Genomic DNA, 25,222 nt, shown 5'->3' on the forward strand with positions numbered 1-25,222 from the left:
TCCGCGCATGACCCTGCACCTGGACGGCCTCCCCTTCGCCCTGTCCCCGGAAGGCCCCGACGGCCGCTGGACCCACGCCGACGGCATCCTGACCGGCCGCGCGGGCCCTGGCCAGGACCTCTTCGTACCGCCGTCCGGTGACGCCCTGGACCCGGCGACCGACACGCCACGCCTGCTCGGCGCGGTGGGCGACGGCGACTTCCGCCTCCTCGCCCGCGTCCGCCCCGGCCTGGTCGCGGCGGGCGACGCCGGGGCGCTCCACCTCCACCTCGGCGACCGCGACTGGGCCAAGCTCTGCCTGGAGCACTCCTCGGGCCTGGCGACCGTGTGCAGCGTCGTCACCCGCGGTCACTCCGACGACGCCAACGCCTTCGTGGTGGAGGACGACAGCTACTGGCTCCGCCTCAGCCGCACCGGCAACGCCTACGCCTTCCACGCCTCCGCCGACGGCGAGACCTGGACCTTCGTGCGCGTCTTCACCCTCGGTACGCCGGCGGAGCGGGCCGCCGCCCAGGCCGGCTTCCTCGTACAGTCCCCCACGGGACAGGGGTGCGGCGCGGTCTTCGACCGGATCGCGTTCCTGGCCGGGGGAGTGGCGGACCTGCGCGACGGGCGGTGACGTACGGGGGCTGTCGAGGCACGCTCTACCACCCCGAGCTGATGACATGTGTCCACCCGTGGCAGACGCCTCCCTCCTGACGTGCGCGCTCCGTCGTTCCGGCCTCGGGAATGACCAGGTCAGGTCCGGTGTTCGACCGGGAGGACCGTCCTGCGCGGCGGCCTCCGTAACCCGTCCCCGCGGGGCGGCCTCCGCACACCCGTCCGCGACCCCCGTCACCCCTGGAGAGAAGAAGAGTCATGCGCGTCGAGATCTGGTCCGATATCGCCTGCCCCTGGTGCTACATCGGCAAAGCCCGCTTCGAGAAGGGCCTCGCCGAGTTCGCCCACCGGGACGAGGTCGAGGTCGTGCACCGCTCCTTCGAGCTCGACCCCGGGCGGGCCAAGGGGGAGACCGAGCAGGTCATCGACATGCTGGCCGCCAAGTACGGGCGGACCCGCGAGGAGGCCGCCTCGATGGAGGCCAACGTCGCGGCCAACGCGCAGGCCGAGGGTCTCGGTTACCGCACCGAGGGCCGGGACCACGGCAACACCTTCGACATCCACCGGCTGTTGCACCTGGCCAAGGCCCGGGGCCGCCAGGACGAGCTGCTGACCCTCGCCTACCGGGCCAACTTCGCCGAGGAGCGGTCCGTCTTCGACGACGACGTGCTGCTCGCCCTCGCCGTGGAGGCCGGGCTCGACGCCGACGAGGCGCGTGCGGTGCTCGCCGACCCCGAGGCGTACGCCGACGAGGTCCGGGCCGACGAGCGCGAGGCGTCGGAGCTGGGCGCCAACGCGGTGCCGTTCTTCGTGCTCGACCGGCGGTACGGGATCTCCGGCGGCCAGCCCTCCGAGGTCTTCGTCCAGGCGCTGGAGCAGGCGTGGAAGGACCGCCCCGCCACCGCGCTGACCACCGTCGGCGGCGACGCGGCGGCCTGCGACACGGACGGCGCCTGCGAGGTCCCGAAGAGCTGAGCGCCGCCGCCGGCCTAAGCGTTCCTTGGATGCGCCCTGCCGATTCCGGCAATTGACCGTGAGGCGCGGCGGCTCCAGGCTGGGCGCATGACGATTTCTCCGCTCAGCAAGGTGGCCGCCGCCGAGTTCGCGCCCGAGGTCACGTACCTCAACACCTCCAGTTGGGGGCTGCTGCCCCGCCGCACCGTCGCCGCCGTCAAGGCCCTCGCCGACGAGAACGCCGCCGGCCGCCGGATCGGCGCGGGCAGCTTCGACGTGGTGGAGGCGGCCCGGGCCGGCTTCGCCCGGCTCGCCGGGGTCGAGCCGGACCGGGTCGCCACCGGCAGCTCGGTCACCGTCCACGTCGGGCTGATCGCCGCCTCGCTGCCGACGGGCGCCGAAGTCCTGGCACCCGAGGGGGAGTTCACCTCCGTCGTCAGCCCGTTCGCGCTCCGCGGCGACCTGCGGATGCGATACGTCCCGCTCGCCGGCCTCGCCGACGCCGTACGGCCCACCACCGCGCTCGTCGCCTTCTCCTCGGTCCAGTCGGCCGACGGCCGGGTCGCCGACCTCGCCGCCGTCCGCGCGGCCGCCGCCGCCCACGGGGCCCGGACGCTGCTGGACGCCACCCAGTCGGCGGGCTGGTCCCCGCTGGACGCCGGGGCGTACGACTACACCGTCACCGGCGGCTTCAAGTTCCTGCTCTGCCCCCGGGGTACGTCGTTCCTCACCGTGACCGAGGAGGCGCAGGCCACCCTGCCGAACCTCTTCGCGGGTTGGGTCGCCGCCGGTGCGCCCTGGACGAACAACTACGGGGCGCTGGAGCGGGTCGCCCCGGGAGCCCGGGGGTTCGACGAGCCGCCCGCCTTCCTCTCGTACCACGGGGCCGAGCACTCCCTCGCGCTGCTCGCGGAGATCGGCACCGACGCGCTGTACGCGCACGCCACCTCGCTCGCCGCCCGGCTGCGCGCGGGGCTGACGGAGCTGGGGCACACGGTGGTGCCGGGGGAGTCGGCGATCGTCTCCGTGCCGGGGCTGGAGCACCGCCACGACGAACTCACGCGGGCCGGGATCGCGGTCTCGGCCCCGGCCGGGAACCTGCGGATCTCCTGCCACCTCTACAACACGGAGGCGGATGTGGACCGGGTGCTGGACGTGCTGGGCTGAGGGGTCCGGTGGTGGTTCAGCCCCGCTCCGGGCACCCCTCCGTCTCCTGGCAGAGGTTCGCCTCCACCTTCGCCAGCAGCCGCGTCAGCTCCGTACGCTCATCGCTCTCCAGCCCCGCGAGCGTGTGCTCCTCCAGGCTGCCCCACGCGTCCCGCACCGCCGCGTGCAGCGCGCAGCTCTCGTCCGTCGCCTCGACCAGCGCGGCCCGCCGGTCGTCCGGGTCGGGGCGGCGGCGTACGTGCCCGGTCTGCTCCAGGCGCTGGAGCATCTTGGTGACCGTGGACGGGTCCAGGTCCAGGGTCCTGATCAGCTCGGACTGGCGGACCGGCCCCGAGTCCCACAGGTGCATCATCAGGAGCTCCTGGCCGGGGTAGAGGCCCAGCCCCTTCAGCAGCTTCCCCGCCGCGATCCGGTGCAGCCGGGCGACGCGCGAGACGGCATGGCTGACGGGACCGCCGAGCGCTGCTCCGGGCAGCGCGTCGGTACAGGGGGCTTCCGCGGTGGCGGCGTGGCCGGTGTCCATGTCGGGCTCCTCGGTGGTGCTGCTCCGGTGGTGCTGCTCCGGTGGGGCTTCGATGATGCCCGGCGGCTCTTGCCCACACTTTACCTTGGTCGGCCAAGTAATGAGCTACAGTGACGCCAGCGCCAATGATTGGCCGACCACATACTTTGCCCGGCCGGTCTCGTCCCCCGTGCTCCTTGCCGCATATTCTTTGGAGAGCCCGCATGACCACCGCATTCGACCCGATCGACCTGTCCGGCACCCCGCTGGCCAACCGCATCGTGATGGCCCCGATGACCCGGAGCCGGGCGGGCGAGGGCGGTACGGCCACCGAGCTCACGGCCGCCTACTACGCCCAGCGCGCCTCCGCCGGCCTCGTCATCACCGAGGGCATCCAGCCCTCCGTCGTGGGCCAGGGCTACCCCTTCACGCCGGGGCTGCACAGCGCCGAGCAGGTCGCCTCCTGGCGCAAGGTCACCGACGCGGTGCACGCCGAGGGCGGCCGGATCTTCGCCCAGATCATGCACGCGGGCCGCATCGGCCACCCGGTCCTGCTCCCCGAAGGACTGGTCCCGGTCGGCCCCTCCCCCGTCAGGGCCGAGGGGCAGGTCTACACCCACGAGGGCCCCAAGGACTTCGTGGAGCCGCACGAGCTGACCGACGCCGAGATCCGGCAGACCGTCGCCGACTTCGTCTCCGCCTCCCGTAACGCCATCGAGGCCGGGTTCGACGGCGTGGAGCTGCACGGCGCCAACGGCTACCTCATCCACCAGTTCCTCGCGCCCAACACCAACCTGCGCACCGACGCGTGGGGCGGCTCGGAGACCGGCCGCATCCGGTTCGCCGTGGAGGTCGTCAAGGCGGTCGCGGCCGAGATCGGCGCGGCCCGCACCGCGCTGCGGATCTCGCCCTCGAACGGGTACAACGACATCGACGAGCCCGCCCCGGACGCCGTCTACACCGCGCTGGCCCAGGAGATCGAGCCGCTCGGCCTCGCCTACCTGCACATCCTGGAGGGCGCCCCGATCCGCGAGCTGACCCTCACTCTGCGGAAGGTGTTCACCGGCACCGTCCTGATCAACGTGCACTCCGACGGGCCGACCGGGCCGGACGCCCACACCGTGATCGACGACGGGATCGCCGACCTCATCTCGTACGGCGTGCTCTTCCTCGCCAACCCGGACCTGCCCGCCCGGCTCAAGGCCGGCGGCCCCTTCAACACCCCCGACCCGGCGTCCTTCTTCGGCGGCGACGCCAAGGGCTACACCGACTACCCGGCGCTCGACGCCGTCTGATCCTCCAGGGGCCGCCCGTCCCACCGCCACTGTGCGCGACGCGGGTGGTCCGGCAGTTCGGCGCGGCCGGTGGCCCACAGCAGGACGGTCCACCGGTCGCCGCCCGCCGGGGCGTCGGGGAACAGCCTGGCCAGCACCCGGTCGCAGAGTTCGGCGGGCGGCGCCCACGTCAGGCCCAGGCCCTGCGCGAGGTCATGGGTGTGCACCAGGGTCTCCACCACACCCATCGCGGCGAAGCCCTCCGGGTCGGAGACGCCGTAGACGTGGTAGGCGCGCACCTGAGGCGGCGTCGTCCGCACCATCGAGGCCAGCAGCCCTCCGCTCGCCTCCACCACCGCCAGCAACCCGGCGGGTCCGGCCTCGCGGTCGGCGTAGAGCAAGCCGTACGGCCCGTCCGGGCGTTCGGAAGTCCATCGGAAGGGGAGGTTCCGCTCCAGCGGAGGTGTGCGCGGGCCAAGCCGCACGGCGTACGAGACGAGATCGTCGCCCAGGTGCTCCGCCGTCTCCCAGCAGCTCCACTCCAGCGTCCCGGCAGGCGTGTCCCAGCGGTCCGCCGGAGCCCCGGCCAGGGTGTCCACCGCGAGCCGCACGGCGGCCGTCACGTCGTCGGCGGTGACCGGCAGCCGGGTCCCGGTCAGCGCGGCCCGCTCGGCGGCCGAGAGCTCCACGCAGAACTCGTTGCCCTCGGGATCCGCCAGGACCGCCCACCCCCGCCCGTTCGGTTTCCGGTGGTCCTCCACCAGGGTGGCGCCGAGCGTGAGAAGCCGCTCCACCTCCTCGTCCCGGGTGCGGTCCTGCGGCTGGATGTCGAGGTGGACCCGGTTCCGGACGGTCTTCGCGTCGGGCCCCTGCACGAAGAGGATCGCCGCGCCGGGGGTTTCGAGCAGGGCCTCCGGATCGCCGGGGAAGTCGTCGTCGGCGAGCGGGGCGCCGAGCACCTGGGACCAGAAGCTGCCGAGCGCGTGGGCGTCGGCGCAGCCGACGGTGATGTGCCGTACGTGAGAAGTCATGGCCGCCACCCTCTCCGGCGGCCGGTGGCCGGGTCCAGCGAGTTACGCGGCAGGGCCCGGGACGGCGTACCGTCCCGGGCCCTGAGCTGTCTGTGCGAGGTGCTACTTCACCGGGGTGAAGTCCCGCGCCCCGATGAACTCGGGACGGCGGATCGGCGCCGCGAACGGCTCCTGCGCCGCGTTCTCCACGCTGTTGAAGACGATGAAGACATTGGAGCGGGCGTACGGCGTGATGTTGTCGCCCGAGCCGTGCATGGCGTTGCAGTCGAACCAGGTCGCCGAACCGGCCTTGCCCGTGAAGAGCTTGATGCCGTGGCGGTCGGCCATCTTCGTCAGCGCCTCGTCGGACGGGGTGCCGGCGTCCTGCATCTGGAGCGACTTCTTGTAGTTGTCCTTCGGCGTCTCGCCCGCACAGCCGAGGAACGACTTGTGCGAACCGGGCATGATCATCAGCCCGCCGTTGGTGTCGAAGTTCTCGGTGAGCGCGATCGACACGGAGACGGTCCGCATGTTCGGCAGGCCGTCCTCGGCGTGCCACGTCTCGAAGTCCGAGTGCCAGTAGAAGCCCGTGGCCCCGAAGCCCGGCTTCACGTTGATCCGGGACTGGTGGACGTACACGTCCGAGCCGAGGATCTGGCGGGCCCGGCCCACCACCCGCTCGTCGCGGACCAGCGCCGCGAAGACCTCGCTGATCTTGTGGACCTCGAAGACGGACCGTACGTTCTGCGTCTGCTTCTCGACGATGGAGCGCTCGTCGGCCCGGATCAGCGGGTCGGCGACCAGCCGGTCCAGCTCCGCCTCGTAGACGGCGACCTCGTCCGGGGTGATGAGCTGGTCGACGGTGAGGAAGCCGTCGTGCTCGTAGCCCTGGAGATCCTTGGCGGCGATCGGGCCCGGTGCGCCCGGCGCGGACCAGATGACCGGGTCCTGGCGGGGAGTGGTCATCTCGGCGGCGCCGCGCGAGGGGTACAGATCGGCGCGTACTTCGGTGGTCATGGTGGTTCAGGCCTCCTCGGTCAGCAGGGGGTAGACACCGTTCTCGTCATGGTCCTCCCGTCCGGTGACGGGGGGGTTGAAGACGCACACGCAGCGGAAGTCGGTCTTGGGCCGCAGGGTGTGCCGCTCATGCCCGTCCAGCAGGTACATCGTGCCCGGGGAGATCCAGTGGGTCTCGCCGGTCTCGTCGTTGGTGAGCTCGGCCTCGCCCTCGGTGCACAGGACGGCCTCGATGTGGTTCGCGTACCACATGGAGGTCTCCGTACCCGCGTAGAGCACGGTCTCGTGGAGCGAGAAGCCCACCTTCTCCTTGGCGAGCACGATGCGCTTGCTCTCCCAGGTGCCGGACGCGGACCTCACATGCCGGTCGGTGTTCTCGATGTCCTCGAACGATCGGACGATCACGGTGAGCAGTGCCTTTCTCTTGAACTCCGCCCCGGGCCCGCGGGCCCGGGGCGCTCCTTCTCCGCCTGCCCCGGACTCGCCGGGTCAGGCCGTTTCGCGGACGCAGCGGGCCAGCGTGCGCAGACCCTCGTCCAGTTCCTCGGTGGTGATGGTCAGCGGCGGCAGCAGCTTGACGACCTCGCTCTGCGGGCCGGAGGTCTCCAGCAGGAGCCCCAGCTCGAAGGCGCGGGCGCAGACCGCCGAGGCGCGCGCCGGGTCCTCGAACTCCATGCCCCAGACCAGGCCGCGGCCGCGGAACTGCGCGGTCGGCTCCTCGGCGCAGACGGCCAGCAGCGCCTGCTCGACCTGGAGGCCGCGCTCCTTGGTCTGCTGCTCCATCTGGCCGTCGGCCCAGTAGGCGTCCAGGACGGCGGCGGCCGTGACGAAGGCCGGGTTGTTGCCGCGGAAGGTGCCGTTGTGCTCGCCCGGCTCCCAGATGTCCAGCTCCGGCTTGAACAGGCAGAGCGACATCGGCAGGCCGTAGCCGCTGATGGACTTGGAGAGCGTGACGATGTCCGGGACGATGCCGGCCTCCTCGAAGGAGAAGAAGCCGCCGGTACGGCCGCAGCCCATCTGGATGTCGTCCACGATCAGCAGCATGTCCTGGCGCTCGCACAGCTCCTTGAGCGCGCGCAGCCACTCGGCACGGGCCACGTTGATGCCGCCCTCGCCCTGGACCGTCTCCACGATCACGGCGGCGGGCTTGTTCAGCCCGGAGCCCTGGTCCTCCAGCAGCCGCTCGAACCAGAGGAAGTCCGGGACGGTGCCGTCGAAGTAGTTGTCGAACGGCATCGGGGTGCCGTGCACCAGCGGGATGCCGGCGCCGGCCCGCTTGAACGCGTTGCCGGTGACGGCGAGCGAGCCCAGCGACATGCCGTGGAAGGCGTTGGTGAACGAGACGACCGACTCGCGGCCCTTGACCTTGCGGGCCAGCTTCAGGGCCGACTCGACGGCGTTGGTGCCCGTCGGGCCGGGGAACATGACCTTGTACGGAAGGTCGCGCGGGCGCAGGATGACGTTCTGGAACGTCTCCAGGAAGGCGCGCTTGGCGGTGGTCGCCATGTCCAGGCCGTGGGTGATGCCGTCGCGCTCGATGTAGTCGATCAGCGCTCGTTTCAGCACGGGGTTGTTGTGGCCGTAGTTGAGCGAGCCGGCCCCGGCGAAGAAGTCCAGGTAGGTGTGGCCGTCCTCGTCGGTCAACCGGGCGCCCTGCGCGCGGTCGAACACGGCGGGCCAGCCGCGGCAGTAGCTACGGACCTCCGACTCCAGGGTCTCGAAGACGCTCAGTGCGGGCGGGGTGATGGTCACAGCGGATCTCCTGCGTGAGGGGGTGTGACGGGCAGTGGTCGGTGCTCCCTGCCGCACGGAGGCGGCCGGGACCGCGCCGGGTGGTCGGCCGGCGCGAAAAGTCGTGGGGAAACCGGCGTACGGGTCAGGTACGCCGGGCCGTGGAAGGGGCTGGTCCGCTCGGACCGGTCCGCTCAGTCGGTGAAGGGGCCTATCCGGTAGAGGACCTCCGGCAGGTGCGTCCCCTCGGGGAACAGCCCCCCGTCGAAGAGGACCTCCCGCTCCAGCGGGATGTCGTGGCGCTGGGCGTAGGACGTGAACAGCCGGTCGGAGGCGGTGTTGTCCGGGGTCACCGTCGTCTCGACGCAGGAGAGTCCCTGGTCGGCGGCGACGCGGGCGGTCAGCGCGTCCAGCAGGGTGGCGGCGAGTCCCTTGCCGCGATGGGCCTGGTCGACGGCGACCTGCCAGACGACGAGGGTCTCGGGGCGGTCGGGCCTGATGTAGCCGGTGACGAACGCGATCGGCTCGCCGTCCTCGCCACGGGCGACGGCGGACGTCGCGGCGAAGTCACGACACCACAGCAGGTAGCTGTACGAGGAGTTCAGGTCCAGGACCTGGGAGTCGCGGGCTATGCGCCAGATCGCGGCTCCGTCCTCCACTCGTGGCGTGTCGATACTCAGGAATTCGCTTCGGGCACGGGCAAAATCTGCTGGTGCGGCGGTCATGCGAATTGAATTTACCCAGCAAATTTCTAAATTGCATCGAGGCAAAGGGTTGGGTGGAGCGCCTGTATGTGTTATCAGGCGTGCGCAAGATCCTCGCGATCCGGGTACGATTTCACGCTCTTTGTCCTGAATTTTTCGGGCATAATGCCGCTCGTGTGGAGTCGGTCACAGGGTTGTAACTCCTCTGAGACGTGTCCGAATCATGCAGTTCGAGTCCCGAAAAAACTTCCGAGTTTAGCGGTCGGGAAAGCGGGCAGAAGAATGCGGGGAGCTGCTTTCGGTAAAGCAGCTCCCCGCATAATGAATATCAGGCGTCCGGCCAGGTTTTCGATACCGCACGGCGGGCAGCATCGAAGTCGACCGGCCGGCCCGTGCCGGCCAGCGCGGCCCCCAGAGCCGCGAGCGAGGTCAGCACCGCGCTCTCCGTCGCATCCGCCCCGTAGTGATTGACCCGGATCAGCTCCTTGGCCAGCGCCCCGCCGCCCGCGATGAGCGGCAGCGAGGGCTCCAGCTCCAACGCCCGCGCGACCAGCGCGGAGGCGTCGGTCCCCGCCGGGGCGCGCAGCGTCGTGGCCACCGGAGCGGCGTCCCGCGCCTGAAGGACGTACGGCTCCAGACCGCCGCCCAGCGCCTCGGCGCCCGCCCGGGTCGCCGCGGCGGCGAAGGCGTGGCGGGCCGTCACCGTGTCCAGGCCTTCCTCCTCGATCCGCTCCAGGCACGCCTCGAGCCCCAGCATCTCCAACTGCGCCGGGGCGTGCGGCAGGGCCTTGCGGCCGCCGTCGATCCAGCGCTCCTTCCAGTCCAGCAGCGACAGGTACGAGCGGCGTGGCGCAGCCGGGTTGGCGGCGATCCGCTCCCAGGCCCGCTCGCTCACCGACACCGCCGACACCCCGGCCGGACCGCCCATCGCCTTCTGCGCGCCGATCACGCACAGGTCGACGCCCCAGGCGTCCGGCAGCAGCGGCTCGGCGGCCACCGAGGCGACCGCGTCCAGCATGAACAGCGCCCCGTGCGCCCGGACCACCTCACCGATCTCCGCGACCGGGTTGGTGTTGCCGGTCGCTGCCTCGGCGTGCACCAGGGAGACGAAATCGATCTCCGGGTGCGCGGCGAGCGCCTCGGCGACCTGGTCGGCGGTCACCGCGGTGTGGAAGGGCACGGCGAGGTCGACGACCTCGGCGCCGCAGTCCCGCAGCCAGTTGCCGAAGGTCTGCCCGTACGGTCCGGTGACCACGTTCAGCGCGGTCGAGCCGGGCCGGGCGCCGCTGCGGATGCAGCCCTCCAGCGGCAGCAGCGCCTCGCCCTGCGTGATGACGACGTCCTGCTCGGTGGCGAGGAGCGCGGCCACCCGTCGCTCGATGGCCGCGAAGTGCCCGGCGGTCAGCGGGGGGAGGTCGAGGAAGGGGTGCGTCACGGCGGTGCTCTCTTCGGATGCGATCGGCGGTCGACAGGTCATGGCAGCCTACCGAGGGCCTCGTACAGTGCCGCGTATGAGTGATCAGGTGCGCGGTCGGGAAGGGCAGCGGGTGCTGCGGGTGAAGGGACGGGTCCTCGTCGGCCCGGACGAGGTGCGGGACGGACTGTGGGCGGTCGACGGGCGGATCACCTTCGACCGGCCGCCGGGCGCGGACCGCGCGGAGACGGTCACGGGCTGGGCGCTGCCCGGCCTCGTCGACGCGCACTGCCATGTCGGCCTGGACCGGCACGGCCCGGTCGACGCGGCGACCGCCGAGAAGCAGGCGCTCACCGACCGGGAGGCCGGGACCCTGCTCATCCGGGACGCCGGATCGCCCTCCGACACCCGCTGGATCGACGACCGTGAGGATCTGCCGAAGATCATCCGGGCGGGCCGCCACATCGCCAGGACCCGCCGCTACATCTTTAACTACGCCCACGAGATCGAGCCCGGCGACCTCGTCGCGTACGTCGCCCAGGAGGCCCGGCGCGGCGACGGCTGGGTCAAGCTGGTGGGGGACTGGATCGACCGGGACGCGGGTGACCTCACCGCCTGCTGGCCGCGCGGCGAGGTCGAGGCGGCCATCGCCGAGGCGCACCGGCTGGGCGCCCGCGTCACCGCGCACTGCTTCGCCGAGGCCGCGCTGCGCGATCTGGTGGAGGCGGGCATCGACTGCGTCGAGCACGCCACCGGCCTCACCGAGGAGACCATCCCGCTCTTCGCGGAGCGCGGCGTCGCGATCGTCCCGACGCTGGTCAACATCGCCACGTTCCCCGACCTCGCGGCGGGCGGCGAGGCCAAGTTCCCGCGCTGGTCGGCGCATATGCGGCAGCTGTACGAGAGGCGGTACGACACCGTCCGGTCCGCGTACGACGCCGGCATCCCGGTCTACGTCGGCACCGACGCGGGCGGCTCGCTGGCGCACGGCCTGGTCGCGGGAGAGGTCGCCGAACTCGTGAAGGCGGGCATCCCGGCCCTGGAGGCCCTCTCCGCCACCGCATGGGGGGCGAGGCGGTGGCTGGGGCGGCCGGGTCTCGAGGAGGGCGCTCCGGCCGACCTGGTCGTCTACGAGACGGATCCGCGCGCGGACGTCCGGGTGCTGGCGGCGCCGCGCCACATCGTGCTGAACGGGCGGGTGATCGGCTGAGGTCGCGGAGGGGCCGGCGGTGCGGTGGGTTGACGGGCAGTGACGGATGCGGCCCCCGGCTCGTTCGCATACCTCGGTCCATCGAGACGCTCGGCCCCCACCGTGTGAAACGGGTGACGGAATGAGGCGAGAGGGAACGCACGTGCCGAAAGATTCGAATATGCGCGCGGAAACCCCCCTTTGAGGTGAACTCACTTCAGGTATCCGCCAGTTCACCCACAGTGCGTAAAGATTCACGGAGTCGAGGCCACCGGCGCAGGCGATGTCCCCCATTGGACTGTGCCGGTGGCTCCATGTCTCTTGTGGGGGTTCCACCATCTTGAACAGCAACACCTTCCGTCTCGCCGCCCTGGCGGTCGCCGCCGCTCCCGTCGCTCTGTTTGCCGCCGTCCCCGCGCAGGCAGCCCCGGCGACGCCCGCCACCGGCGGCGAGGGCAAGGCGAGCGCGGTCGTGCTCCGTACCGGGCTCGACGTCTCGCTCCTCAACAAGTCCGTCCAGGTGCCCCTCAAGGTCACGCTCAACGAGGTGCAGGCACCGGCCAGCGCGGGGAGGACCGCGCTCACGGTGAACCTGGACGGCGTGGAGGGCGGAAAGCCGGTCAGCGTCCTGCGCGCCGACGTCGCCACCGCGAACGCCACCGTGGACGAGCACAAGGCCGAGGGGTACACCAACCTGGCCAAGGCCCGGGTCCATGTCCCCGGTCTGCCGCTGCTCTCGCTCATCGAGGTCGAGAAGGTGACCTCCAAGGCGCTCTGCGAGGCCGGTAAGCAGCCGGTCGCCGAATCGAACGTGCTCGGTCATGTCACGGTGCTCGGCAAGAAGGTGACGCTCTCCGCGGGCGGCCCGACCCGGGTCGTGGTGCCGGGCGTCGGTGAGGTGAGCCTCGACCTGTCGAAGACGGAGACCACCTCGCGTACGGCGGCCGCGACGGCGCTCCGGCTGAAGGTCTCGGTGAACCCGCTCGACCTCAACGTGGCCGAGGTGGACGGCGAGGTCACCCTGGCCGAGGCGACCTGCGAGACCCCGAAGACCCCTGAGAAGCCGGGTGGCAGCAACGGCGGTTCCACGGGCGGCTCCTCGGGCGGAAACACCGGCGGCTCCGGTACGGGCGGCTCCGACACCGGCTCCACCGGCGGCGACCAGGGCGACGGCGGTACCGATGTGAAGCCGCAGACCGGCTCCGACACCGGCAAGGCCCCCACCACGGCCAACCTCGCCGAGACCGGCGGCAGCTCCACCACCCCGTACATCGCGGGCGGCGCGGCCCTCCTGCTGGCGATCGGCGCGGGCGCCACGGTGGTCGCGCGCCGGCGCGGCGGCGGCAGCCAGGCCTGATCCACGCCCGCACACCGGACCGTGGGGCGGCGGCATCCTTACGACGGAACGCCGCCCCACGCTCCCGCCCCAGCCCCCCCCTCAGCGCCCCGTTCGCGCGGGCAGCGCCTGGACGGCCTGGTCCAGGGCCTGGAGGAAGCGGTTGGTCGTCGCCCGGTCGCGTACGGCCAGCCGCAGCCACTGCGGCCCGAGCCCCGGGAACGTATCGCCGCGCCGGGCCGCGAAGCCCAGCAGCCGCAGCCGCTCCCGGATCTCCGCCGCCCGCTCCAGCCGGACCAGGACGAACGGCCCCCGGGCCTCCTCGACCGCCCGCACCTCGCTGAACTCCGCGAGCCCGGCCAGCAGATGGGCCCGGTCCACCGTGATCCGGTCCGCCGCCTCGGCCGCCTCCACCAGCGCCCGCGGCTCCATGCACGCCTGAGCCGCCGCCAGCGCCGGGGACGACACCGGCCACAGCGGCTGCGCCTCGGCCAGCAGCGCGATCGTCTCCGGGTGGGCCAGGACGTAACCGATCCGCAGCCCGGCCAGCCCCCAGGTCTTGGTCAGGCTGCGCAGCACGACGAGCCCCGGAATGTCCGTCCGCCCGCACAACGCCTCGCGCTCGCCCGGCACGACGTCCATGAACGCCTCGTCGACCACCAGCGTCCGCCCGGGTCTGGCCAGCCGCTCCAGCAGCGCCGCCGGGTGCAGCACGGACGTCGGGTTGGTCGGGTTGCCGACCACCACCAGATCCGCCTCCTCCGGCACCGCCGCCGGATCGAGCCGGAAGCCGTCCTCCTCCCGCAGCAGCACCCGCCCCACCCCGTGCCCGGCCGCCCGCAGCGCCGCCTCCGGCTCGGTGAACTGCGGGTGCACGACCACCGGACACCGGGCCGGCAGCGCCCGGGCGATCAGGACGAACGCCTCCGCCGCGCCCGCCGTCAACAGGACACGCTCCACCGGCAGTCCGTGCCGCTCGGCGACCGCCTCCCGGGCCGGGGTGCCGTCGGGGTAGGCGGCCAGCGAGACCAGCGACGCGGCTATCCGCTGGCGCAGCCACTCCGGTGGTGTGTGGGTGCGGACGTTCACGGCGAGATCGGTCAGATTCTCGCCGCGCACCTCCGCGTCGCCGTGGTGGCGCAGGTCGGGCCCGGCGCTCTCGATGTCTCGTGTGGGGGGATGCGTGGGGGGATTCATGGCTGTCATGGTGAACGGCCGGGGGCCTTCCGTCACGAGTGGGGTGGAAGTTTTCTCGCCGGAAACAGGGAATGACGTCAGGACGGCCGGAAAGCGGCGTGCCACGGCGCACGTCGCGAGCCCCTTGCCGCCGGACTTCTCCACCACCAGCTCGTCCGCCTCGATCAGCGCCGCCGCCTCCGCGACCGAGGGCGTCCCCAACGCCCCGTCCACCGCGTCCGACGGGTTCGGCACGCGCACCCCGGCGAGCGCCGCCGCCGGATACGTCCGCACCGGCACCCCGAGCCGGGCGGCCGCCCCCACGATCCCCGGCTCGTCCGCCTTCGCGTCGACGGTCGCCACCTCCACCACATCGGCGGTACGCAGCCCCGCCCCGCGCAGGGTCTCCTCGATCAGGCCGTACACCTCGCCGAGCGGCGCCCCCCGGCGGGCACCGACCCCGACGACCAGGTTCCGCGCGCCGGGCTCGGGTGTGGGGGTCGTCATGGCGGAGCCCTGCCTTTCACGTCAAGCGGTGGGGGGTGGAGCTGTTCCGTATACGGTCACGGACCCGGCGGCCGTACGGCTCACGGACCTCGGCGTACGGGCGGATGCGGGCGGCCCCGGTAAGGACACCCTGAGATGCGGCCGGCGGGGTCGATCGACTAGCAAGACCCCATGGCGGTGTTCGTCGCGCTCGGCGCGTTCCTGATGACTCTGGCCGGCGGCTGGGTCGCGCAACGCGTCACCGACCGCCGCCACCTGGTGCTCGGCTTCGCGGGCGGGCTGATGCTCGGGGTGGTCGGCCTGGACCTCCTGCCGGAGGCGATGGAGGCCGCGGGGACCCCGGTGTTCGGGGTGCCCGCCGCCCTGCTGCTGTTCGTCGGCGGCTTCCTGGTGGCCCATCTGGTCGAGGGCCTGCTCGCCGTACGCCAGGTGGCACACGGGGCGAGCGGTGAACGCGTGCCGCAGGTGGGGCTCACGGCGGCCGCCGCGATGGTCGGCCACAGCCTGATGGACGGCATCGCGCTCGGCGCCGCCTTCCAGGTCAGCGGAGCCATGGGCGTGGCCGTCGCGCTGGCGGTGATCAGTCATGACTTCGCCGACGGATTCAACACGTACACCCTCACCAGTCTTTACGGGAACGCCCGACGCAAGGCGCTCCTGATGCTGTTCGCGGCCGCCCTGGCACCGGTCGTGGGCGCCGCGACGACGCTGCTGTTCACCCTTCCGGAGGAACTGCTCGGCGGCTATCTCGGTTTCTTCGGCGGAGCCCTGCTCTACCTGGCCGCTGCGGAGATTCTTCCCGAGGCACACCACACCCATCCCGCCCGCTCCACCCTTCTCTGCACCATCGGGGGCGTGGGCTTCATCTGGCTGGTGGTGGGCATCGCCGAGTGAGCCGTACGCGCGCCTTTACGCGCCCCTGTACGCCTCACCGCGCCCGGCAGTGCTCCACGAACCGCCGGGCCACCTCGGGCGAGGCCGCCCAGTGGGTGTGCAGATAGCTGGCGTGCACGCCCCGCTGGACATACCCCTCCACCCGCCGCTCCGGCTGGTGCATCCCCCACGCGGGCACCGGCCCCGCCCCCGGCTCCAGCACCGTCCGGTGGAACTCGTGGCCGCGCATCCGGGTCCCGGCCGCCGCCAGCGGGCTGTCCGAGACCGCCACCGCCTGCCGGTACCCGAGCGTGAGCCGCTCCGACATCCGGGCCGTGGCGTCCAGCACCCCGCACATCGGCTTCCCGTCCAGCTCCCGCGCCAGATACAGCAGCCCCGCACACTCGGCCGCCACCGGCGCGCCGCTCAGGGCCAACTCCGTGACCGCCCGCCGCAACGGCTCGTTGGCCGACAGCTCGGGGGCGTACACCTCCGGGAACCCGCCGCCGATCACGAGCCCCGCCGTCCCCGCCGGCAGCTTCTCGTCCCGCAGTGGATCGAAGACGACGACCTCCGCACCGGCCGCCGTCAGCAGCTCGGCGTGTTCCGCGTACGCGAAGGTGAACGCCGCCCCGCCAGCCACGGCGACGACGGGCCTGGGGCCGTGGGCGGGGGCGTACGCGGGCTCCCACGCCTCGTCCGCCAGCGCGGGCGCCGTCCGCGCCAGCGCCATCAGCGCGTCCAGATCGCACCCGGCGCGCACCCGCTCACCCATGGCCCGTACGGCGTCCACCGCATCGCCCTGCCGCTCGGCCACCGGCACCAGACCCAGGTGGCGCGAGGGCGTGGCGACCTGAGGGGCCCGCCGGATCACGCCGAGCACCGGAAGCCCCGACTCGTCCAACGCATCCCGCAACAGCGCCTCGTGCCGGTCGGAGGCCACCTTGTTCAGGATCACCCCGCCGATCCGCACCTCCGGGTCCCAGGAGGCGAACCCGTGCACCAGGGCCGCCACCGACCGGGACTGGGACGAGGCGTCCACCACCAGCACCACCGGCGCCCGCAGCAGCTTCGCCACCTGAGCGGTGGACGCCAGCTCCCCCTGCCCCGAGGCACCGTCGTACAGCCCCATCACGCCCTCGACCACGGCGAGGTCGCACCCCGCCGACCCGTGCGCGAAGAGCGGGGCGACGAGATCCGGCCCGCACATGTACGCGTCGAGATTCCGGCCGGGACGGCCCGTCGCCAGCGAGTGGTACCCGGGATCGATGTAGTCCGGCCCCACCTTGTGCGGCGAGACGGCGAGCCCGCGCGCGGTGAAGGCGGCCATCAGGCCGGTGGCGACGGTGGTCTTGCCGCTGTTGGAAGCAGGCGCGGCGATGACCAGACGGGGCGTACTCACCACTCGATGCCCCTCTGGCCCTTCTGCCCCGCGTCCATCGGGTGCTTGACCTTCGACATGTCGGTCACCAGGTCGGCGGCCTCGATCAGCGCGTCCGGCGCGTTGCGGCCGGTGATCACCACGTGCTGGGTGCCGGGCCGGTTCCGCATGACCTCGACTACCTCGTCGGTGTCGATCCAGCCCCAGTGCAGCGGGTAGGCGAACTCGTCGAGCACGTACAGCTTGTACGTCTCGGCGGCGAGGTCACGCTTGACCTGCTCCCACCCTTCGCGGGCCTTCTCCTCGTTGTCGAGCTGGCCGTCGCGCTGGACCCAGGACCAGCCCTCGCCCATCTTGTGCCAGTCGACGGTGCCGCCCTCGCCGCTCGCGCCCAGCACCTTCAGCGCGTTCTCCTCGCCGACCTTCCACTTCGCCGACTTCACGAACTGGAACACCCCGATCGGCCACCCCTGGTTCCAGGCCCGCAGCGCGAGCCCGAAGGCTGCTGTCGACTTGCCCTTGCCTATGCCCGTGTGGACGAACAGGAGCGGGCGGTTGCGCCGCTGACGGGTGGTGAGCCCGTCGTCCGGCACCGATGTCGGCTGTCCCTGCGGCATTAAGCGGCCCTCCCGGCTGCGGTGACGTCCTTGACGAGCCCGGCGATCGAGTCGGCCCGCAGCTCGTCGAGCGTGACGGCGGTGCCTCCCAGCTCCCGGGCGAGCTCCCCGGCGAGACCGAGGCGTACGTACCCCGACTCGCAGTCCACGACGACGGACGCCGTCCCTTCGGCCTGGTGCAGCCGCGCCGCCCGCCCCGCGAGCGCCACCGGCTCCGGCCCGCCGGTCGCCCTGCCGTCCGTGACGACGACGAGCAGGGGCCGGCGCGAAGGATCGCGCAGCCGCTCCACCCGCAGCACGTCATGGGCCTTGAGCAGCCCGGCGGCGAGCGGCGTACGCCCCCCGGTCGGCAGCGACTCCAGCCGGGCGGCGGCCGCGTCCACGGACGAGGTCGGCGGCAGCGCGACCTCCGCCTCCTTGCCCCGGAAGGTGACCAGGCCGACCTTGTCCCGCCGCTGGTAGGCGTCCAGCAGCAGCGACAGCACGGCCCCCTTGACCGCGCTCATCCGCTGCCGGGCGGCCATCGACCCGGAGGCGTCCACGACGAACAGCACGAGGTTGCCCTCCCGCCCCTCCCGGGTCGCCTGCCGCAGATCGTCCCGCCGTACCACGAGCCCGCGCCCGGACCGCCCGCGCGCCCGCTGGTGGGGGGCGGCGGCCTGGACGGTGGCGGACAGGTGGAGCTTGGTCAGAGCGCCCTGTGGTCGGACCGCTCCTGTGGTCCGACCATGCGCCGTTCGGGCCCGGGAACGCCGCCCCGCAGCGCCTTCCCCCAGCCCCGGAACGCTGAGCATCCTCGTACGGAACGGCTCGGCGGCGGCCACCGGCTGCTGCTCGGCCCCGGCGGAGCGCCCGGGTGTTTCGGGGGCGGCGTCGGGAGCCTGGGACGGCGTGTCGTCGCCCTCGGAACCCTGCGGCGGAGTGCGATCACCGTCGGCCTGCGGCGGCACGCCACCGCCCCCACCACCACCGTCACCATCAGGACCGGGTCCGGGATCGGGATCGTCGTCGTCGCTCTTCTGCGGTCCGGCCTCGTCCAGGGTCTGATCGAGCTTGTCCTCGTCCAGGCCGGGAGCGTCGAACGGGTTGCGGCGCCGACGATGAGGGAGCGCCAGCAGGGCGGCCTGCCGTACGTCGTCGGCGGTGACCTCCTCGCGCCCCGCCCAGGCGGCGAGCGCGGTCGCGGTACGGGCCATCACGATGTCGGCCCGCATCCCGTCGACCTCGAACGCGGCGCAGGTCGCGGCGATCTGCCGCAGCACGCCGTCACCGAGCACGACCCGCGGCAGCAGGGCACGCGCACCGGCGATCCGCTCGCGCAGCGCCGTCTCCTCCTCGGCCCAACGCGCGGCGAACCTTTCAGGATCGTCGTCGTACGCGAGCCGGCGCCGTACGACCTCCACCCGCTCGTCGGTGTCCCGGGAGGCGGCCACCTCGACGGTGAGCCCGAAGCGGTCCAGCAACTGCGGCCGCAGCTCGCCCTCTTCCGGGTTCATCGTCCCGACCAGCAGGAACCGTGCCGCATGCCGTACGGAGACGCCTTCGCGCTCGACGTACGAGGCACCCATGGCCGCCGCGTCCAGCAGCAGGTCCACCAGGTGGTCGTGGAGGAGGTTTACCTCGTCGACGTACAGGATCCCGCGGTGCGCGTCGGCCAGCAGCCCCGGCTCGAACGCCTTCACGCCCTCCGAGAGCGCCCGCTCGATGTCCAGCGCCCCCACGAGCCGGTCCTCGGACGCCCCGACGGGCAGCTCCACGGTCCGCGCGGCCCGCGACACACCGGCCGCCTCCGCGTGCGGCCCGTCAGGACACGCCGGATCGGGCGAGGCCGGGTCACAGGAGAACCGGCACCCCGGTACGACGGAGACCTCGGGCATGAGCGCGGCGAGCGCCCGCACGGCGGTGGACTTGGCGGTCCCCTTCTCGCCCCGCACGAGCACACCACCGACAGCCGGACTGACGGCGTTCAGCAACAGCCCGAGCCGCAGGTCGTCCTGCCCGACGATCGCGGTGAAGGGATACGGCGTACTCACTGGGCCTCCTCGTTGACATGCTCTTCAGCTCTTACGTGACCGGTCACTTCAAGCCCCTGCGGCTCGCCCGCTTCCCTCCGCGTCTCCGGGGGAGCCGAATCAAGCCCCTCCGGCGCTTGAGGAGCGGGGCCCGGGGCAGCGCCCCGGCTCTCCGGCCCACCCGCCCCCAACGGCGGCGCCCCCGGCGGCACGAACGGCAACCCCTCAGGCGCACCCCCCTCGATCAACCGCCACAACGCTTCCGTATCCGCGTGCTCCTCCACCAGATCCCCCAGCCGATCGAGCTGCTCCTCCCGCAACACCCCGAAACACGTGTCCGGCGCCGGCACGAACCGCCGCCCGGCGGCCCGGGCCACCTCCTCCAGGAACCGCCGCCGGAACCCATCGCTCTCCAGCGACCCGTGCCAGTGCGTCCCCCACACCGCCCCCACCCGGCACCCGTCCAGGAACGGCTCGCCGCCCCGCACATCGGCCACCCCGTGGTGGATCTCGTACCCCTCCACCACCTCACCGAGCGCCGAACCCACCGGCCGCGCCAGCGTCTTGGCCCGCTCGAAGCGCACCCGTACGGGAAGGACCCCCAGCCCCTCCACGACCCCGGCCCGCGACTCCACCTCGTCCTCGATCCGCTCACCGAGCACCTGGAACCCCCCGCAGATCCCCAGCACCGGCCGCCCCTCCGCCGCCCGCCGCACCAGCGCCTCCGCGAGCCCCCGCTCCCGCAGCCAGGACAGCGCCTTCACCGTGCCGCGCGTGCCGGGCACGACGACCAGGTCCGCGTCGGCCAGCTCATCGGGCCGGTCCACGAACCGCACGACGACGCCCGGTTCGGCGGCCAGCGCGTCCACGTCCGTGAAGTTCGACATCAACGGCACCGCGCAGACCGCGACCCGCAACACGTCCTCCCCATGCGGCGGCGCCACGACCGACTCTCGCACCGCACCCCGCAGGGAGACCCGCAGGCCGTCCTCCTCGTCGATGCCGAGCCCATGGGTGAACGGCAGCACCCCGTAAGTCCGCCGCCCGGTCAGCCCGTACAGCATGTCCAGCCCCGGCTCCAGCAGCGAGACGTCCCCCCGGAACTTGTTCACGAGGTAGCCCGCGACCAGCGACTGGTCCTCCGCGCTCAGCAGCGCCGTCGTCCCGAAGAACGACGCGAAGACCCCGCCCCGGTCGATGTCCCCGACCACCAGCACGGGGAACTGCGCGGCCCGCGCGATCCCCATGTTCACGATGTCGGTCCGTCGGAGGTTGATCTCGGCCGGCGACCCGGCCCCCTCACAGATCACCGCGTCGTACGTCGACCGCAGCTCCTCAAGACAGTCCGTGACCGTCCCGAGCAGCGCCTCCTGTCGGCCCCCGTGGTACCCCCGGGCGCTCATCTCGCCGACCGGCTTGCCCATCAGGACGACCTGGCTGGACCGGTCGCTGCCCGGCTTCAGCAGCACCGGGTTCATCAGGGCCGTCGGCTCCACCCGGGCGGCCTGCGCCTGCATGGCCTGGGCGCGCCCGATCTCCGCGCCCTCACGGGTCACGAAGGAGTTGAGGGACATGTTCTGCGCCTTGAAGGGCGCGACCTTCACGCCCCGGCGCACCAGCCAGCGGCAGATGCCCGCCGTGACGACGCTCTTGCCCGCGTCCGATGTGGTCCCCGCGACCAGCAGCCCACCGCTCATGCCCGACCCCGCCTCTGTCCTGTCGACGACCGCCCCGCGACCACACGCCCCACGGTCAGCCGGCCCACCACACACGCCCCGAGGGCCAGCACGCTCACCCGGCGCGACAACCGCACCGCACGCTCGATGTCGGAACTCCGGACCTCCCGGCCCGACTCCCCGTTCAGCACCGGCCGGTGCTCGACACGCCCCGCGTACGCCAGCGTCCCGCCGAGCCGGACGCCGAGCGCCCCCGCGAACGCGGCCTCCACCGGCCCCGCGTTCGGGCTCGGATGGCGCCCCGCGTCCGCCTTCCAGGCGCGTACGGCCTCCGCGGGCCGCCCGCCGGCCACCACGGCCAGCGCGGCCGTCAGCCGGGCGCCCGGCCACCCCGCCACGTCGTCCAGACGGGCCGAGGCCCAGCCGTAACGGCGGTAGCGAGGTGACTTGTGGCCGGCCATCGCGTCCAGCGTGTTCACGGCCCGGAAGCCGACGAGCCCCGGCACCCCGCCGATCGCCCCCCACACCAGCGCGCCCACGACGGCGTCCGAGGTGTTCTCCGCGACCGACTCCACGACGGCACGGGCGATCTGCTGCCCGTCCAGGGCCTGCGGATCGCGCCCGCACAGATGCGGCAGCCGCTCCCGGGCCACCTCCAGGTCCCCGGCGGCCAGCGCGCCCCCGATGGCGCGGGCCTCCCGGCCCAGTGACGTACCCCCGACCACCGACCAGGTGGTGGCGGCCGTCAGCGCGACGGCGAGCGCGGGCCGCCCCCGTACGGCACGGGCGGCCAGCGCGGCTGCCCCCACGGCGCCTCCGGCGCACAGCAGGGTGTGCAGCGCTCCCCGGCCCCGGTCGTCCCGCCACAGCAGGGACTCCACCCGCGCGGCGGCCCGGCCGAAACCGGCGACGGGATGGCCCCGGCGCGGGTCACCGAGAGCCGCGTCGGCGATCAGCCCGGCGACGGCGCCGTACGCGAAGACACGATCGGCACGCACCACGGTTCAGCCCGCCGCGGGCAGAGGCGTTCCGGCACGATGAGGTACAGCGAGAGGTACGGCGAGGGGTACCGGAAGAGGCACAGGACGCGGCGCACGGCGGCCGGGCATGGCTTATGTCCTCACTCAGGGTCCGCGCCCTGGTTCGACGTGACCGGCGACAAGAGTCTCCTGGCTTCCGGATCCGCAGTTCCCCCGGCCTTCCAGCCCTCGGTCAGGAGGGCCGTGACATCCGGTGTGGGGGAGTGCTCCCCGGTGACAGTGGCGGGACCGCGCCGGATTCGCACCGGCTTCCTCTTCTGTCGCCGTAAATGGCTCCGGCAGTCCACCACGCTGCGAGAACGGCCGTCAACTTGCTGTTGACCTGCGGAGCTCCAGTGTGCGCAGACGCACATCGGGCCGGACACACGGTGGTGTGTCCGGCCCGAAGGAGCGTGTCGGTGCGGTCAGGCGACGATCAGATAGATCCCGTACGCGACCGCCGCCACGCACGCCGCGAAGCAGGCGTACGCGCCGGTGCGCGCCAGTGCGGCCGAACCGCCGGTGACGCCGGTGGCACTGCCGGCCGGGGCCGACAGCTTGGAGAGGGCGACGATGCCCAGGGTGAAGAGGCCGACCAGCGCGACGGTGACGACGAGACTGACACCGAAGACGGAGGCGAGAGCTGCCCAGTCGATTTTCATACGGATCTGTCCTTACACCGTCGCCGCGGGGCGGGGCGTGTCGTCGGGCGCCCCGGCCGGGGCCGGGATGGTGGTCGAGAGCTCGGAGACCGCACTGGCGGTGGGCGGCGGAGCGACCGCGGCCATGGCGGTGGTGACGACGCCCTGCGGCTCGTCCGCCGTCACGTCGTCGGTGTCGTTGACGTTGGTGTGGTCGACCGGCTGGCGGCGCGAGGCCACCCAGATGGCGAAGGAGCCGCCGACCAGGATGACCGCCGTGGTGGCGATGCCCCAGGGGCCCTGCTTGGTGAGGTACTCGGCGCCCGCGCCGACCAGGCCCGCGGCCGGGAGCGTGAGGCCCCAGGCGACGAACATCCGGGTGGCGGTGGACCAGCGGACCACGCCGCCCTTGCGGCCGAGGCCCGCGCCCATCACGGCACCCGAGCAGGACTGGGTGGTGGAGAGCGAGAAGCCGAGGTGCGAGGAGGCCAGGATGACGGTGGCCGCGCTGGTCTGGGCGGCGAAGCCCTGCGGCGGCTGGAGGTCGGTGAGGCCCTTGCCCATGGTGCGGATGATGCGCCAGCCACCGAGGTAGGTGCCGAGCGCGATGGCGACACCGGCCGAGACGATGACCCACATGGGCGGGTTGGAGCCCGGGGCCAGCACACCGCTGGTGACCAGGGCCAGCGTGATGATGCCCATCGTCTTCTGGGCGTCGTTGGTGCCGTGGGCGAGCGAGACGAGACCGGCGGAGGCGATCTGTCCGGCGCGGTAGCCCTTGGCGGTCGACTTCTGCTGGTTCGGGTCGGTGACGTTCCGGTTGATCCGGTACGTCAGCCGGGTGGCCAGCATCGCGGCGATACCGGCGACCAGCGGGGCGGCGATCGCGGGGAGCAGCACCTTGGTGACGACGGTGCCGCCGTTGATCGAGGACCAGCCGGCCGACATCACGGCCGCACCGATCAGACCGCCGAACAGGGCGTGGGAGGAGCTGGAGGGCAGGCCGACCAGCCAGGTCAGGAGATTCCACAGGATGGCGCCGACGAGCGCCGCGAAGATGACCTCTGTTCTGATGCCGTCTTCGTTGACGATCCCGCCGGAGATCGTCTTGGCGACCTCCACCGACAGGAACGCGCCGATCAGGTTGAGAACGGCGGACATCGCCACCGCTGTCTTGGGCTTCATCGCGCCGGTCGAGATGGTGGTCGCCATCGCGTTGGCGGTGTCGTGGAAACCGTTCGTGAAATCGAACACGAGAGCTGTCACGACCACAATCGCAAGCAGCAGCGTGATGTGTTCCATTTACCCAGGCAATCGTTCGACGTCAGTGGCTCGTGGACCGTAGGCAACCTGGGTGAACGGAAGATGAACTGGGCGGGGCGCTGTGGTGACCCGAATCGGAGTGCGGTGGTTCCGTTTGTGTACGGGAGGGGCTGCGGGACCCCCGTGGGGCACCGGCTGGTCTGCCCTTTGCCCCTCGGTGGCGAAGTTTTTGACGGTCACAAAGAAACCCGAAAGAGATCCCGGTCACGCGGGACATCACGTTCCGGTTTCCTGCGGCCGCCCCTACGCTCGCCCCATGAGCGAGCAGCAGCCGGAACCGGTCGCCCTGGCCTGGCGGGACGTGGTCGCGACCGCCCGCCGGAGCGCCGCCGATGGCCTGGTCGTCGGCACCTCCGGCAATGTGTCGGCCCGGGTCGGGGACCTGGTCCTGGTCACCCCCAGCGGCGTGCCCTACGACCGGCTCGGACCGGAGGACGCCGTCGGGGTCGGCCTGGACGGCCGCCAGGTCCTCGGGGAGCTGAGGCCGACCAGCGAACTCCCCCTCCACCTCGCGGTCTACGCCGAGACCGAAGCCGCCGCCGTGGTCCACACCCACGCCGTACACGCCACCGCCGTCTCCACCCTCGTCACCGAGGTGCCGCTCGTCCACTACGCGGCCGCCATCCTCGGCGGCCCCGTCCGCACCGCCGCCTACGCCCGCTACGGCACCCCGGAACTGGCCGACGCCATGCTCACCGCCCTCCAGGGCCGCACCGGCTGCCTGCTGGCCAACCACGGCACCGTCACCTACGGCTCCACCCTCGACCAGGCCTACGAGCGCACCGCCCAACTGGAGTGGCTCTGCCGCCTCTGGCTCACCGCGAGCGCACTGCCCGGCCGCACCCCGTCCCTGCTCAGCGCGGCCCAGCTCGACGAGGTGACCGAGGCGCTGAAGGGATACGGCCAGCCCGGCTGATCCAAGGCACAGCACAGCACAGCACCGCCCTGCCGCACCGCCCGTCCGCGCTGCCCGTCCGCGCTGCCCGCCCGCGCTGCCCGCCCGCACCGCCCCCCCCCCCCCCCCGCCCCGCCCCGCCACACCCGCCCGCCCCCCCCCCCATGCCCCCCGCCCCCCCACCCCCCACACAGAAACGGCAGT

At 72.5% G+C, this 25,222-nt stretch carries 23 protein-coding genes and 1 riboswitch; of the genes, 8 read left to right on the forward strand and 15 right to left on the reverse strand.

What is annotated here, in order from left to right:
- Nucleotides 1-7: 7 nt before the first annotated feature.
- From ACFWRT_RS34270 to ACFWRT_RS34280, 3 genes are all read left to right on the forward strand, one after another.
- Nucleotides 8-619, forward strand: coding sequence for a DUF1349 domain-containing protein (locus tag ACFWRT_RS34270; protein ID WP_380954314.1), 612 nt, complete (start codon nt 8-10; stop codon nt 617-619).
- A 239-nt stretch (nt 620-858) separates the two neighbouring features.
- On the forward strand, nt 859-1,575 hold the full coding sequence (locus tag ACFWRT_RS34275; protein ID WP_380954312.1) for a DsbA family oxidoreductase: 717 nt from the start codon (nt 859-861) through the stop codon (nt 1,573-1,575).
- 87 nt (nt 1,576-1,662) lie between these two features.
- Nucleotides 1,663-2,721, forward strand: a complete 1,059-nt coding sequence (locus ACFWRT_RS34280) for an aminotransferase class V-fold PLP-dependent enzyme (RefSeq protein WP_380954311.1) — start codon at nt 1,663-1,665, stop codon at nt 2,719-2,721.
- Nucleotides 2,722-2,737: 16 nt separating this feature from the next.
- On the opposite strand, the gene ACFWRT_RS34285 is transcribed toward ACFWRT_RS34280, so the two are convergent.
- The gene (locus tag ACFWRT_RS34285) at nt 2,738-3,244 is read right to left on the reverse strand and encodes a MarR family winged helix-turn-helix transcriptional regulator (RefSeq protein ID WP_380954310.1); all 507 of its coding nucleotides are present in this window, start codon (nt 3,242-3,244) and stop codon (nt 2,738-2,740) included.
- 203 nt (nt 3,245-3,447) lie between these two features.
- Here ACFWRT_RS34285 and ACFWRT_RS34290 point away from each other — a divergent pair, with 203 nt between their 5' ends.
- Nucleotides 3,448-4,518, forward strand: a complete 1,071-nt coding sequence (locus ACFWRT_RS34290; RefSeq protein WP_380954309.1) for an alkene reductase — start codon at nt 3,448-3,450, stop codon at nt 4,516-4,518.
- On the opposite strand, the gene ACFWRT_RS34295 is transcribed toward ACFWRT_RS34290, so the two are convergent.
- From ACFWRT_RS34295 to ACFWRT_RS34320, 6 genes are all read right to left on the reverse strand, one after another.
- Entirely contained in the window at nt 4,494-5,528 is a 1,035-nt protein-coding gene (locus tag ACFWRT_RS34295; protein ID WP_380954308.1) for a VOC family protein, read from the reverse strand. The two genes, ACFWRT_RS34290 and ACFWRT_RS34295, sit on opposite strands and share 25 nt — an antisense overlap.
- Before the next feature lie 102 nt (nt 5,529-5,630).
- Nucleotides 5,631-6,524 (reverse strand): ectoine hydroxylase, encoded by an 894-nt coding sequence (gene thpD, locus ACFWRT_RS34300; protein ID WP_380954307.1) that lies wholly within the window; start codon nt 6,522-6,524, stop codon nt 5,631-5,633.
- Between the two features lie 6 nt (nt 6,525-6,530).
- On the reverse strand, nt 6,531-6,929 hold the full coding sequence (locus tag ACFWRT_RS34305) for an ectoine synthase (RefSeq protein ID WP_380954306.1): 399 nt from the start codon (nt 6,927-6,929) through the stop codon (nt 6,531-6,533).
- 84 nt (nt 6,930-7,013) lie between these two features.
- Entirely contained in the window at nt 7,014-8,276 is a 1,263-nt protein-coding gene (ectB, locus tag ACFWRT_RS34310) for a diaminobutyrate--2-oxoglutarate transaminase (RefSeq protein ID WP_380954305.1), read from the reverse strand.
- Nucleotides 8,277-8,449: 173 nt separating this feature from the next.
- Nucleotides 8,450-8,980 (reverse strand): diaminobutyrate acetyltransferase, encoded by a 531-nt coding sequence (gene ectA, locus ACFWRT_RS34315; protein WP_380954304.1) that lies wholly within the window; start codon nt 8,978-8,980, stop codon nt 8,450-8,452.
- A gap of 307 nt (nt 8,981-9,287) precedes the next feature.
- Nucleotides 9,288-10,394: a pyridoxal-phosphate-dependent aminotransferase family protein gene (locus ACFWRT_RS34320; RefSeq protein WP_380954303.1), complete on the reverse strand. Its 1,107-nt coding sequence runs from the start codon at nt 10,392-10,394 to the stop codon at nt 9,288-9,290.
- A gap of 112 nt (nt 10,395-10,506) precedes the next feature.
- Here ACFWRT_RS34320 and ACFWRT_RS34325 point away from each other — a divergent pair, with 112 nt between their 5' ends.
- Nucleotides 10,507-11,583: an amidohydrolase family protein gene (locus tag ACFWRT_RS34325; RefSeq protein ID WP_380954357.1), complete on the forward strand. Its 1,077-nt coding sequence runs from the start codon at nt 10,507-10,509 to the stop codon at nt 11,581-11,583.
- 319 nt (nt 11,584-11,902) lie between these two features.
- Nucleotides 11,903-12,919 carry an SCO1860 family LAETG-anchored protein gene (locus tag ACFWRT_RS34330; protein ID WP_380954302.1) on the forward strand — a complete coding sequence of 339 codons (1,017 nt, stop codon included), beginning with the start codon at nt 11,903-11,905 and terminating at the stop codon, nt 12,917-12,919.
- Between the two features lie 81 nt (nt 12,920-13,000).
- Here ACFWRT_RS34330 and cobC read toward each other — a convergent pair whose 3' ends face one another.
- The gene (gene cobC / locus ACFWRT_RS34335; RefSeq protein ID WP_380954300.1) at nt 13,001-14,581 is read right to left on the reverse strand and encodes an Rv2231c family pyridoxal phosphate-dependent protein CobC; all 1,581 of its coding nucleotides are present in this window, start codon (nt 14,579-14,581) and stop codon (nt 13,001-13,003) included.
- Between the two features lie 171 nt (nt 14,582-14,752).
- On the opposite strand from cobC, the gene ACFWRT_RS34340 reads away from it, so the two are divergent.
- A complete protein-coding gene (locus ACFWRT_RS34340) occupies nt 14,753-15,475 on the forward strand; it encodes a ZIP family metal transporter (protein WP_018512214.1) in 723 nt (240 codons plus the stop codon).
- Nucleotides 15,476-15,509: 34 nt separating this feature from the next.
- Here the strand turns inward: ACFWRT_RS34340 and ACFWRT_RS34345 are convergent, their stop codons facing one another.
- The 7 genes from ACFWRT_RS34345 to ACFWRT_RS34375 all read right to left on the reverse strand — a co-directional run bounded on the left by ACFWRT_RS34345 (nt 15,510) and on the right by ACFWRT_RS34375 (nt 24,102).
- The gene (locus ACFWRT_RS34345; RefSeq protein ID WP_380954298.1) at nt 15,510-16,859 is read right to left on the reverse strand and encodes a cobyrinate a,c-diamide synthase; all 1,350 of its coding nucleotides are present in this window, start codon (nt 16,857-16,859) and stop codon (nt 15,510-15,512) included.
- Entirely contained in the window at nt 16,853-17,452 is a 600-nt protein-coding gene (gene cobO, locus ACFWRT_RS34350; protein ID WP_026237554.1) for a cob(I)yrinic acid a,c-diamide adenosyltransferase, read from the reverse strand. Before cobO ends, ACFWRT_RS34345 begins: the two co-directional genes overlap by 7 nt.
- Nucleotides 17,452-19,485, reverse strand: a complete 2,034-nt coding sequence (locus ACFWRT_RS34355; RefSeq protein WP_380954297.1) for a putative cobaltochelatase — start codon at nt 19,483-19,485, stop codon at nt 17,452-17,454. The genes cobO and ACFWRT_RS34355 overlap by 1 nt, the downstream gene beginning before the upstream one ends.
- Entirely contained in the window at nt 19,482-21,161 is a 1,680-nt protein-coding gene (locus tag ACFWRT_RS34360; RefSeq protein WP_380954296.1) for a cobyric acid synthase, read from the reverse strand. Before ACFWRT_RS34360 ends, ACFWRT_RS34355 begins: the two co-directional genes overlap by 4 nt.
- Nucleotides 21,158-22,138: a cobalamin biosynthesis protein gene (locus ACFWRT_RS34365; protein ID WP_380954295.1), complete on the reverse strand. Its 981-nt coding sequence runs from the start codon at nt 22,136-22,138 to the stop codon at nt 21,158-21,160. The genes ACFWRT_RS34360 and ACFWRT_RS34365 overlap by 4 nt, the downstream gene beginning before the upstream one ends.
- A gap of 147 nt (nt 22,139-22,285) precedes the next feature.
- Nucleotides 22,286-22,467: riboswitch (cobalamin riboswitch) on the reverse strand.
- A gap of 117 nt (nt 22,468-22,584) precedes the next feature.
- On the reverse strand, nt 22,585-22,821 hold the full coding sequence (locus ACFWRT_RS34370; RefSeq protein ID WP_380954293.1) for a hypothetical protein: 237 nt from the start codon (nt 22,819-22,821) through the stop codon (nt 22,585-22,587).
- A gap of 12 nt (nt 22,822-22,833) precedes the next feature.
- A complete protein-coding gene (locus tag ACFWRT_RS34375) occupies nt 22,834-24,102 on the reverse strand; it encodes an inorganic phosphate transporter (RefSeq protein ID WP_380954292.1) in 1,269 nt (422 codons plus the stop codon).
- A gap of 277 nt (nt 24,103-24,379) precedes the next feature.
- Between ACFWRT_RS34375 and ACFWRT_RS34380 the strand changes: the two genes are divergently transcribed.
- Nucleotides 24,380-25,039: a class II aldolase/adducin family protein gene (locus ACFWRT_RS34380; RefSeq protein ID WP_380954290.1), complete on the forward strand. Its 660-nt coding sequence runs from the start codon at nt 24,380-24,382 to the stop codon at nt 25,037-25,039.
- Nucleotides 25,040-25,222: the final 183 nt, after the last annotated feature.

The organism is Streptomyces cyaneofuscatus (assembly GCF_042718795.1).
GTDB classification, from domain to species: domain Bacteria; phylum Actinomycetota; class Actinomycetes; order Streptomycetales; family Streptomycetaceae; genus Streptomyces; species Streptomyces cyaneofuscatus_A.

Bases quoted from the DNA above. Each gene is read 5' to 3' on its own strand.
- ACFWRT_RS34270 (WP_380954314.1), top strand. From the start codon at position 8: ATGACCCTGCACCTGGACGGCCTCCCCTTCGCCCTGTCCCCGGAAGGC.
- ACFWRT_RS34275 (WP_380954312.1), top strand. From the start codon at position 859: ATGCGCGTCGAGATCTGGTCCGATATCGCCTGCCCCTGGTGCTACATC.
- ACFWRT_RS34280 (WP_380954311.1), top strand. From the start codon at position 1,663: ATGACGATTTCTCCGCTCAGCAAGGTGGCCGCCGCCGAGTTCGCGCCC.
- ACFWRT_RS34285 (WP_380954310.1), bottom strand. From the start codon at position 3,244: ATGGACACCGGCCACGCCGCCACCGCGGAAGCCCCCTGTACCGACGCG.
- ACFWRT_RS34290 (WP_380954309.1), top strand. From the start codon at position 3,448: ATGACCACCGCATTCGACCCGATCGACCTGTCCGGCACCCCGCTGGCC.
- ACFWRT_RS34295 (WP_380954308.1), bottom strand. From the start codon at position 5,528: ATGACTTCTCACGTACGGCACATCACCGTCGGCTGCGCCGACGCCCAC.
- thpD (WP_380954307.1), bottom strand. From the start codon at position 6,524: ATGACCACCGAAGTACGCGCCGATCTGTACCCCTCGCGCGGCGCCGCC.
- ectA (WP_380954304.1), bottom strand. From the start codon at position 8,980: ATGACCGCCGCACCAGCAGATTTTGCCCGTGCCCGAAGCGAATTCCTG.
- cobC (WP_380954300.1), bottom strand. From the start codon at position 14,581: ATGACGACCCCCACACCCGAGCCCGGCGCGCGGAACCTGGTCGTCGGG.
- ACFWRT_RS34340 (WP_018512214.1), top strand. From the start codon at position 14,753: ATGGCGGTGTTCGTCGCGCTCGGCGCGTTCCTGATGACTCTGGCCGGC.
- cobO (WP_026237554.1), bottom strand. From the start codon at position 17,452: ATGCCGCAGGGACAGCCGACATCGGTGCCGGACGACGGGCTCACCACC.
- ACFWRT_RS34360 (WP_380954296.1), bottom strand. From the start codon at position 21,161: ATGAGCGGTGGGCTGCTGGTCGCGGGGACCACATCGGACGCGGGCAAG.
- ACFWRT_RS34370 (WP_380954293.1), bottom strand. From the start codon at position 22,821: ATGAAAATCGACTGGGCAGCTCTCGCCTCCGTCTTCGGTGTCAGTCTC.
- ACFWRT_RS34375 (WP_380954292.1), bottom strand. From the start codon at position 24,102: ATGGAACACATCACGCTGCTGCTTGCGATTGTGGTCGTGACAGCTCTC.
- ACFWRT_RS34380 (WP_380954290.1), top strand. From the start codon at position 24,380: ATGAGCGAGCAGCAGCCGGAACCGGTCGCCCTGGCCTGGCGGGACGTG.